Origin of the sequence: Sulfurihydrogenibium sp., from assembly GCF_027448985.1 — a bacterium.
In the GTDB taxonomy this organism is placed as follows: Bacteria; Aquificota; Aquificia; order Aquificales; family Hydrogenothermaceae; genus Sulfurihydrogenibium.
Genome location: NZ_DAIDMN010000056.1, coordinates 1 through 9,563, shown reverse-complemented (window position 1 = coordinate 9,563; position 9,563 = coordinate 1). Strand labels below are relative to the sequence as shown.

Here is a 9,563-nt window from a genome sequence, read left to right as displayed (position 1 = left end):
CCCCCCCCCCCCCGCAAGTTGAAAAAATAAGATTTTACCAATGATTTGAAAACTATTGACTGAGTCGTTGAAGTCCTATCATCACCATCCTATAAACGAAAACAAGGGTGGTAATAGCCCATCCGGTAAACACCGATATTAAGAATATAGCAATGTTAGACTTTCTTTCTTCTATTGGTTTTTTACTATTTTTTATGGTTAAAATAATATAGGTTATTATCGTTAATAAAACGATAGACAAAACAAAAACAACAACCGATATGGTCAGGTCTGTTCCGACCTGAACTAACTTTTCTTCAGCTTGCTTCATAATATCATACATTTTTTTCCACCTCTTTACTTACACCACACGTACTGCTCTCTCTCTGGACCTGTTGAAAGCATAACGACTTTTGTTTTTGTTTCTTCTTCTATGGTTTTTATAAACTCTTGTGCCTCTTTTGGAAGTTTTGACAAATCCGTTAGTCCTTGGGTTGTTGTTTTCCAACCTTTTAGTGTTTTGTAGATAGGTTTACATTCTGATAATACTTTTAACGATGCCGGAAACTCTGTTATTGTCTGTCCGTTGTAATCGTACCCTATACACACTTTTATCTCATCAAAGGTATCTAAAACATCAAGTTTTGTTATTATTAATCCATCTATTCCGTTTATTCTACAAGCAAACTTTAATGCAACAAGGTCAAGCCACCCACATCTTCTTGGTCTTCCGGTTGTTGAACCATACTCATTACCTTCTTCTCTTAATCTATCTCCAAGTCCGTCGTTTAACTCTGTAGGAAATGGTCCTTCTCCCACTCTTGTGGTGTAAGCTTTACTTACACCGTAAACTTTTGCTTGTCCTATCAGTTTTGGTGCTACTCCGGTTCCGTTACATATTCCAAGAGCTGATGCATTTGATGAGGTAACGTAAGGATAAGTCCCCATATCTACATCAAGCATAGTTCCTTGTGCACCTTCAAACAACACTTTTTTTCCTTCTTTCATAACAGTATCAAGAATGTAGGAAGTATCTGCTACCAAATCTTTTATTTTTTCAAAGTCCTGTAGTGTTGTTTGGTACATATCTTCAAGATTTAGGTCAAAATTCTCTCCGTAAACTTTTTCTGCTATCTCTTTTGCTTCGTTAAAGGCTTTTTCTAACCTTGCTCTGAAATAAGGTGGGTCAAAAAGGTCAACTATTCTGATACCTGTTCTTGCATACTTTGACATGTATGTAGGACCTATTCCTTTTAATGTTGTACCTACTTTATCTTTTCCTTTTGATTTTTCCGATATTGCATCAAGGACTTTATGGTATGGGAATACTATATGACATCTTTCACTTATATACAGTTTACCTTTGAAATCTTTAACGACATCTTTTACCTGCTGCATCTCTTTTAACAATTCTTGGATATCAACTACAACACCGTTTGATATTATGTTTTTTACTCCTTCGTGAAGTATTCCGGATGGTATAAGGTGTAGTGTGTATTTTTTTCCATTTGCGATAACTGTGTGTCCTGCATTGCTTCCACCTTGGTATCTGACAACGTAATCAAAATCTTTTGCAAGAAGGTCAACTATCTTTCCTTTTCCTTCATCTCCCCACTGGGAGCCAAGAATAATTAAACTTTCTTTCAATTTTATCCTCCGGTTTATTCTTTATAAACAAACTCTTTAACATTCTTTCTTTCCCAATGTCCCAAAGATGGAATACCTTCTATAAACTCTTTTTGGATTTTTATAAGTCTTTCTATTCCGGATTTTCCGTACTCAAGCATCTTTTGAAAGTCTTCTTGGGTAAAGGTGTTTTCTTCTCCTGTTGCTCCAATCTCTACAAACTCTCCTTTTCCTGTCATAACCAAGTTCATATCTACCTGAGCTTTTGAATCTTCTTGATAGTTAAGGTCTAAAACAATTTCATTATTCACCTTTCCAACGCTTATAGCTGCAACATAATCTTTCAACGGACTGGATTTAAAAAGGTTATTTTTTCCAAGCTTTATGATGGCATCTGCAACTGCTATAAAGGCTCCTGTAATAGATGCCACCCTTGTACCTCCGTCTGCCTGAATAACATCACAATCAACCCATATGGTTCTTTCACCAAGTTTTTTTAAATCAACCGCAGCCCTTAAAGACCTTCCTATCAATCTCTGTATCTCATGAGTTCTTCCGGATGGAGAGCCTCTAACAACCTCCCTTAAACTTCTTGTCTCTGATGCTCTTGGTATCATAGAGTACTCAGCTGTTATCCATCCTTGACCTGTACCTTTTAAAAAAGGTGGCACTTTATCTTCAACAGAAGCTGTAACTATTACCTTGGTATTTCCAAATTCTATTAACACTGAACCTTCCGCGTAGATGTTAAAATCCCTTGTTATTTTGATTGGACGAAGTTGTGCTGGTTTTCTGTTGTCAGGTCTCAAAAATTCCTCCTTAAGTGTGTGATAGAATATATTTTATCATAAATACTTCAAGAGGTTTTTTAATGAAAATAGCCGTAGTCGGAGCCGGATATGTAGGCTTATCAAATGCTATCTTATTAGCACAAAATCACGAAGTAGTCATAAAAGATATAGACCCTACAAAGGTAAAGTTAATAAACAATAAAATCTCTCCGATTATTGATAAAGATGTTGAGTTTTATCTAAAATCAAAACCTTTAAACCTTAGGGCAACATTAGATAAAAACGAAGCATACAAAAACGCAAAATATGTAATAGTAGCAACTCCAACAAACTATGACCCTATAACAAACTACTTCAACACAAAATCGGTAGAATCTGTAATAAAAGAGGTTTTGGAAGTTAATCCAGATTCTGTTATAGTTATAAAATCTACCATTCCTGTAGGCTATACAGAAAAAGTAAAAAAGCAGTTTAATACAGACAACATCATCTTTTCTCCAGAATTTTTAAGAGAAGGAAAAGCCCTATACGATAACCTTTATCCATCAAGGATAATAGTTGGAGAAAAAAGCGAAAGAGCCAAAGAGTTTGCAAATCTACTTTTGGAAGGTGCAATAAAAAAAGACGTTCCTGTTCTTTTTACAGGTTCAACAGAAGCAGAAAGTATAAAACTTTTTGCCAACACTTACCTTGCTATGAGAGTAGCCTTTTTCAACGAGCTTGATACCTTTGCAGAGAGTCATGGTTTAAATACAAGGGAAATAATTGAAGGAGTATGTTTAGACCCAAGAATAGGGATGCACTACAACAACCCTTCATTTGGATTTGGAGGATACTGTCTTCCTAAAGACACAAAACAACTTCTGGCAAACTACATGGAAAAAAACATTCCTCATTATCTTATAAAAGGAACCATAGAATCAAATATAGCAAGGAAATATTATATAGCGGAGCAGATAGTAAATAAAAATCCTAAAGTAGTCGGTGTTTTTAGATTAACGATGAAGTCAGACTCGGATAACTTTAGAGAAGCTGCAATAATAGATATTATTGAATACTTAAAAGCGAAAGACTTTCAAGTGATAATATACGAACCTTTGATAAAAGAAGATACTTTTATGGATTTCAAAGTGGTAGATTTAGATACTTTAAAAATGGAATCAGACGTAATTTTAGCCAACAGATACAGTCATGTACTTGACGATGTAAGAGAAAAAGTTTATACAAGAGATATTTTTGAAAGAGATTAAATAAATGAACAAATACGAAGAAGAGACGTTAACGAACTTGATGAAAATAGTAGTAAATGCAAAAAGTATAGAAGATATAAAAAAATTTTTTCGTTTAAGAATGTTGCATTAAATTAGATTTTATAATATAATATTAATAATCTTTTTGGGAAAGTGGCGGAACTGGCAGACGCGAGGGACTTAAAATCCCTTGGCCGAAAGGCCGTGAGGGTTCGATTCCCTCCTTTCCCACCATTTAATCTATTTTAACAACTTTATATCATCTATAACAAACTCTACGCTTTCAACACCTTTATAACTGTTTATTTCAGGAATATATACAATATCAACTATAGAACCAACACTGATGTTATGCATCAAATCTGAGCCTTTCCACCACTTTCCTGTAAAAAATCTTTTCTCTTTGTCTTTTAAATGTAGGACAACTAAATTTTTCCCAGCTACTGAAAAGTAATCAACTCTTAAATTTCTATCTAAAAACTTTGGGTATGGATTTTTTTCACCAAATGGTGCTAACGAGTAAATTTGGTTTACCTTTCCTCTATCCCAGTAAGATAAAGGTACTTCCATATCTATCTCTTTTACAGCCCAAGGTTTCTCTTCTGCAACTTCTTCTACGTGTTGATTTAAACGGTAAGTAAATTCATCTATTTTCCCGGATTTTATAGTTAATCCGGCTGCTGCTGAATGTCCTCCAAATCTATCAAAAAGGTCTTTACATCTATCTAACGCTTTGTATATATTTACTTTTGCTACACTTCTTGCAGAACCAACAGCTTTACCATTTTCAATAGATAAGATGACTGTAGGAATTTTGTATTTCTCCGTTAATTTTCCAGCTACGATTCCTATAACACCACTATGCCAGTTTTCTTTTCCCAAGACTATAGCGTTTTTGTAGTTATATTTTTGTAATTGAGCTTCAGCTTCTTTTACAACTGTATCGGTTATCCTTTGTCTTTTTCTATTCAAATCTTCAAGTTCGTTAGCTAACACGGTAGCAGCTGTTTCATCTCTTGTTGTAAGAAGTTTGACAGATTTTCTTGCATCTGCTAACCTACCGGCTGCGTTTATCCTTGGACCTATCATAAATGCTATATCTTGAGTGTTTACATCTTTGTTTAAAGAAGCAACATCTCTTAATTTAGCTATACCTACCCTATGTTTTTTGTTTATCTCTTCCAATCCGGTTTTAACTAAAACTCTGTTTATAAAAGACATTGGAACCAAATCTGCAACGGTTCCAATAGCCACTATATCTAAGTAATTTCTAAGCTTTACTTCAATGTTTAGAAGTTTTCTTAAAACAGAAATAAGATAAAATACTATTCCAACGGTCGCCAAATGTTTAAACATCGGATTTATCTTTTCTTCTTTAAAGAATTTTGGATTTAATATATTTATACTGTCATAAAAGTGCAATGGGTCATGTTCTAACCAAAAGTCGGAAGGTTCATGGTGGTCTAAGACAAAAACTTCAAGTCCAAGACTTCTTGCGTAAAGAAGTTCATCTATAGCGTTTGTTCCACTATCTACGACAATTAAAACGTCTGCTTTTTCTGATATTGTTTTTATGGCATCTTTGTTAAGTCCATAACCTTCTGTAAATCTACTTGGTATGTAATATTTTACGGGAATATTAATATCTCTAAAAAAATTAACTAAAAGTGCTGTACTTGTTATTCCATCAGCATCGTAATCTCCATATATTACAATTCTTTTTTGTTTTTTTATAGCTTCTGTTAATTTTAAAGCAGTTTCTTCTAAAGAGTAAAAGTATGATGGATTTATTAGATTTTTAAGTTGTGGTACTATGTAATCTTCTGAAAAATCTTTATCAAACAATGCTTTTCTATTGTATAGAATCTGGGAAAATACTTCTCCAAGCCTTTCTTTTAACTCATCCGGTGCCGGATTAGTCTCACTTAACAAAACCCATTGATATCCGGATAAACCTACATCCAATTATCTTTCCCTCTTTTTTGTAAATTTTAACAGTTCACCGGATTGAGCATCTATTATCACATAACCCTTTTCTCCGTAAACTTTATAGTTACATTCTCCAGATTTACTTTTGGAAAGCTTGACAGATGTTATAGTTCCAACATAAGCAGATGCTGTGTTTTCTACTTGAGAAATAGAAATCTTTTGATTACACTCAGTAGCAAATGAAAATGTTATTATAGATAAAACACCGGCTAAGTACCTTACCATGGTAAGCCCTCCGAAATTTGGATAAACATTTTAACATAATTATTAACCTTTAAAAAGAAATTTCGAAATTTGTTTTAGATATTCATCCATAATCTTTTCAAAATCAGATTTTACTAAGTTATACAAAAATTTTTTATCTACATCCTTTGTAGGGTCTGCCAAGGTGTCCCTTAAAGAAACTACCTGAAAAATTTTCTCAGCAAGCTGAGAATCTATTACACCTTTTTCTTTCATTGCATTAAAGCAGTTTTTATCCGGCTTGATACCTAACTGTCTAACTATATGTCTACAAATCCATAATGCACTGTCTATTGCAACTACTAAAAAATAACGACTCCTATCTACAGCAAAAGGATTATTTATAAACTCCTCTTCTGTCATACTTCTAAAAGGAGTTAACCTTTTTATTTCAGCTTTTATTACAGATGCATGATGATTTAGTTTAACAAGGTTGACCGGAACTGTCAGTTTTGGTTGTTTTTCTTTTAACTGTTTAACTATCTGTGAAAGTTCTTTCAAAAAGAAGTTTTGTAAAGTAGAAACTATTTCGTTAGAAAGATAAAACAACTCTTTATCTGAATAACTAAAATTCTCTTCAAAGAGTTTTTTCTTAAAATTAACAAAGTCTTGAAAAATTCTGCTTAGTTTTTCTGAAAAGATACCTTCCTGAGATAGTTTTTCTAAACAGTTTTCCTTTACCTTTTCATTGAAGATGTTTGAAAGCAGATGACAAGCGATTGCCTCAAGTTCATCGTAAAGTATAACAAGGTAGTATTTTACTCTATCCGGATACATTGGTGTTTTTAAAAAAACTTCTTCTCCAAATTCTAATATTTTAGAAATTTTCTTTAAAGCACTGTTTATTTTGGTTGCTTTCTCATTTAAATATTCTATATTTAACATTGGTTCACCTTTTTGAAAATTTGCAAAACTTCAAAACATTTTATTAAAATATCTTAAATATTTCCATGATAAATTTTAGGCATAAAATTTGCTTGTAAAAAATTGACTACAAACTCAGGAGTTAAAAATGATTTGTCAGTTTCAAAGAACAATAAAAAGACCTACCGTTATAGAAGGTATAGGATTACACACAGGGAAAAAAGTAAAGCTAAAGCTTTATCCGGCTAAAAAAAATGAAGGTATAAACTTTATAAGAAAAAATATACTGATTCCGGCTAAAATAGATTTTGCCCACAGTTTTGATTACTCAACATCTTTAATGAGAGAAGGTGTAGCCATACGAACCGTAGAACATCTTATGGCTGCACTTTATTTTACGGGAATAGATAACATCTTTATAGAGATAGATGAAGAAGAATTACCGATTTTGGACGGAAGTAGTAAAGAGTTTGTAGAAGCTATAAAAAAATCCGGAATACAAGCATTAAATGAAGAGAAGTTTTATGCAATATTAGAAAATCCGGTTTACATAAACCAAGGTGATAAATTCATAGAAGGAAAACCATCAAAAATTACAAAATTCAGTTATCAAGCTGACTATAACAACTCAATAATAGGAAAAAAAATATTTACCTATATTCCTCATGAAAAAAAATCTTACGAAGGACTATTTTCAGCAAGAACTTACTGCTTTTTGGAAGAAGTGGAATATCTCAAAAGTTTAGGTCTTGCAAAAGGTGGCTCTTTAAAAAATGCTGTAGTTTTTCACAAGGATAACGTCTTAAATGAAGAAGGATTAAGATTTGAAGATGAGCCAGTTAGACACAAAGTGTTAGACTTGGTAGGAGACTTGTATCTATTAGGATATCCGTTGATAGGAGAAGTTTTCTCATTCAAAGGCGGTCATAGATTAAATGCAGAATTTGTTAAAGCTTTACTAAACACAAATTCCATTTCCATAAAACCAGCATCCCAAGTGTTTGATTTTATCAAAAACAGCACATTGGTTAAGGCTGTTTGAAGATGGAATGTAAAAAGGAAGGGGAAAATTTCCAAAAGTTAGTTGAGATAGTCCAAAGGTTAAGAAGAGAATGTCCTTGGGATAGAGAACAGACAAACCAGTCAATAAAAAACAATCTCATAGAAGAAGCCTATGAACTTTTAGAAGCCATAGAAGAAAACAACAACGAAAAGATGATAGAAGAGCTTGGAGATGTTTTGCTTCAAGTGGTGTTTCATAGTCAGATAAAAAAAGATGAGGGAAGTTTTGATATCAATACGGTGATAGAAAAACTCATAGAAAAACTCATAAAAAGGCATCCACATGTTTTTGGTCAATCAAAAGCTCAAACTCAGGAAGAAGTGTTGGACCAGTGGCATAAAATAAAACAACAAGAAAAACAGTCTATCTTTGAAGGTATTCCAAAAAGAATGCCAGCTTTAATCAGAGCGGTTAAAGTCCAAAATAGAGCTGCTAAGGTTGGCTTTGAATGGGAAGACATAAAGCAGGTATGGGAAAAAGTGGAAGAGGAGTTAGAAGAACTTAAAGATGCCAAAACTCAGCAAGAAAAAATCCATGAACTTGGAGACCTACTTATAGCCATTACAAACTTAGCAAGGTTTATGAAAATCGACCCGGAAGAAGCTTTACATCTGTCAATAGATAGAATGATTAAAAGGTTTAGCTATATAGAGAAAAAAGCAAAAGAAATGGGTAAATCTTTGGAAGAGATGACTCTTCAAGAAATGGATAATCTTTGGAACGAAGCCAAAAAATTCGACTAATAAAAAAATCAAATGCTGTTTGATTTTATACAAAAATATGTTTAAATATAGTAGAGTAAATTTTTTTAGAGGTGAGTAGTATGGAGTTTTTTAATCTAAAAGTATTCAGATACGACCCTACAAAAGACAGCCAACCTTACTACAAAACCTACAGACTTCCGGTTGAAAAGGGTATGACTGTTTTAGCAGCTTTGTTCAAAGCAAAAGAAGAGCAAGATCCGTCAATATCTTTCCGTTACAACTGTAGAGCTGCCATATGTGGTTCCTGTGCAATGAGAATCAACGGGCATGCTACTTTAGCGTGTAAGGTTCAGGTAACCCATTTACTTGAAAAATACCAAACGGATACCCTTATAATAGAGCCGGTTGGAAACATAAAACCATTAAAAGACCTTATATACGATATGGATTGGGTTGTTGATAAAATGAAAAAAATCAAACCTTGGTTTATTCCAAAGGAAGCACCTCCAGCTGATGGTAAAGAGTACAGACAAGACCCATTTGACCATCAAAAGATAGATTACGCATCAGATTGTATACTGTGTAACAGCTGTATGTCAGACTGTAATGCATTGAAGGCAAACAAAGACTTTTTAGGACCTATGGTTATATCAAAAGCTTACAGATTCATAGCGGATTCCAGAGACGGAGCTAAAAAAGAAAGGTTAGAAGAAGTTTTAAAAGATTTTAACCTTGAGTGGTGTGTAAGATGTATGGAGTGTACAACAAGATGTCCTAAAGAAGTCCAACCTTATGAGAATATCATAAGAACAAGAATCATAGCTGCAGAGGAAGGATTTAAATCTCCGGGAGAGATACACGCAGAGATATTTGAACAGGATATTTACAACAGGGGACTGTTAAATGAAATGTTACTTCCTATGAGACAGGAAGGAATACTTGGTGCGATAAAAAGAGCTCCGTTTGGAGTAAGAATGTTTTGTATTGACTGGTTTGTCTGTTCTCTATCCCAACGACATTCTCTTCTTAACCTTTGGACTATCTCAACTAAGTT

At 33.5% G+C, this 9,563-nt stretch carries 10 protein-coding genes and 1 tRNA gene; 5 read left to right on the top strand and 6 right to left on the bottom strand.

Going from position 1 to position 9,563, the window contains the following annotated elements; all coding sequences use genetic code 11:
• Positions 1-52: 52 nt before the first annotated feature.
• The 3 genes from NE054_RS05725 to rph are packed head-to-tail and all read right to left on the bottom strand — an operon-like array spanning position 53 to position 2,414.
• A complete protein-coding gene (locus NE054_RS05725; RefSeq protein ID WP_297889674.1) occupies positions 53-322 on the bottom strand; it encodes a hypothetical protein in 270 nt (89 codons plus the stop codon).
• Positions 323-336: 14 nt separating this feature from the next.
• Complete coding sequence (locus NE054_RS05720) at positions 337-1,626, bottom strand: adenylosuccinate synthase (protein WP_297889671.1); 1,290 nt, start codon at positions 1,624-1,626, stop codon at positions 337-339.
• A gap of 14 nt (positions 1,627-1,640) precedes the next feature.
• Entirely contained in the window at positions 1,641-2,414 is a 774-nt protein-coding gene (gene rph, locus NE054_RS05715) for a ribonuclease PH (protein ID WP_297889668.1), read from the bottom strand.
• A 62-nt stretch (positions 2,415-2,476) separates the two neighbouring features.
• On the opposite strand from rph, the gene NE054_RS05710 reads away from it, so the two are divergent.
• Both NE054_RS05710 and NE054_RS05705 read left to right on the top strand, forming a co-directional pair.
• Positions 2,477-3,646, top strand: coding sequence for a nucleotide sugar dehydrogenase (locus NE054_RS05710; protein ID WP_297889665.1), 1,170 nt, complete (start codon positions 2,477-2,479; stop codon positions 3,644-3,646).
• Positions 3,647-3,793: 147 nt separating this feature from the next.
• Positions 3,794-3,880: transfer RNA gene (locus NE054_RS05705), tRNA-Leu, on the top strand.
• Between the two features lie 6 nt (positions 3,881-3,886).
• Here the strand turns inward: NE054_RS05705 and recJ are convergent.
• Genes recJ through NE054_RS05690 form a run of 3 tightly spaced genes read right to left on the bottom strand, consistent with a single transcriptional unit; the run spans position 3,887 to position 6,763 of the window.
• On the bottom strand, positions 3,887-5,611 hold the full coding sequence (recJ, locus tag NE054_RS05700) for a single-stranded-DNA-specific exonuclease RecJ (protein ID WP_297889662.1): 1,725 nt from the start codon (positions 5,609-5,611) through the stop codon (positions 3,887-3,889).
• Positions 5,612-5,860: a curli assembly protein CsgG gene (locus NE054_RS05695; protein ID WP_297889659.1), complete on the bottom strand. Its 249-nt coding sequence runs from the start codon at positions 5,858-5,860 to the stop codon at positions 5,612-5,614.
• 42 nt (positions 5,861-5,902) lie between these two features.
• Positions 5,903-6,763, bottom strand: a complete 861-nt coding sequence (locus tag NE054_RS05690; RefSeq protein WP_297889657.1) for a HepT-like ribonuclease domain-containing protein — start codon at positions 6,761-6,763, stop codon at positions 5,903-5,905.
• 127 nt (positions 6,764-6,890) lie between these two features.
• On the opposite strand from NE054_RS05690, the gene lpxC reads away from it, so the two are divergent.
• From lpxC to NE054_RS05675, 3 genes are all read left to right on the top strand, one after another.
• A complete protein-coding gene (lpxC, locus tag NE054_RS05685; RefSeq protein WP_297889655.1) occupies positions 6,891-7,784 on the top strand; it encodes a UDP-3-O-acyl-N-acetylglucosamine deacetylase in 894 nt (297 codons plus the stop codon).
• A gap of 2 nt (positions 7,785-7,786) precedes the next feature.
• The gene (mazG, locus tag NE054_RS05680; RefSeq protein WP_297889652.1) at positions 7,787-8,548 is read left to right on the top strand and encodes a nucleoside triphosphate pyrophosphohydrolase; all 762 of its coding nucleotides are present in this window, start codon (positions 7,787-7,789) and stop codon (positions 8,546-8,548) included.
• An 80-nt stretch (positions 8,549-8,628) separates the two neighbouring features.
• Positions 8,629-9,563 (top strand): succinate dehydrogenase/fumarate reductase iron-sulfur subunit (locus NE054_RS05675; RefSeq protein WP_297889650.1); only part of this gene is annotated, 935 nt, incomplete at its 3' end.

What these genes read in the sequence shown, in the direction of transcription:
- NE054_RS05725 (WP_297889674.1), bottom strand. Translation starts at nt 322, where the DNA reads ATGTATGATATTATGAAGCAAGCTGAAGAAAAGTTAGTTCAGGTCGGA.
- NE054_RS05695 (WP_297889659.1), bottom strand. Translation starts at nt 5,860, where the DNA reads ATGGTAAGGTACTTAGCCGGTGTTTTATCTATAATAACATTTTCATTT.
- lpxC (WP_297889655.1), top strand. Translation starts at nt 6,891, where the DNA reads ATGATTTGTCAGTTTCAAAGAACAATAAAAAGACCTACCGTTATAGAA.
- NE054_RS05690 (WP_297889657.1), bottom strand. Translation starts at nt 6,763, where the DNA reads ATGTTAAATATAGAATATTTAAATGAGAAAGCAACCAAAATAAACAGT.
- mazG (WP_297889652.1), top strand. Translation starts at nt 7,787, where the DNA reads ATGGAATGTAAAAAGGAAGGGGAAAATTTCCAAAAGTTAGTTGAGATA.
- NE054_RS05710 (WP_297889665.1), top strand. Translation starts at nt 2,477, where the DNA reads ATGAAAATAGCCGTAGTCGGAGCCGGATATGTAGGCTTATCAAATGCT.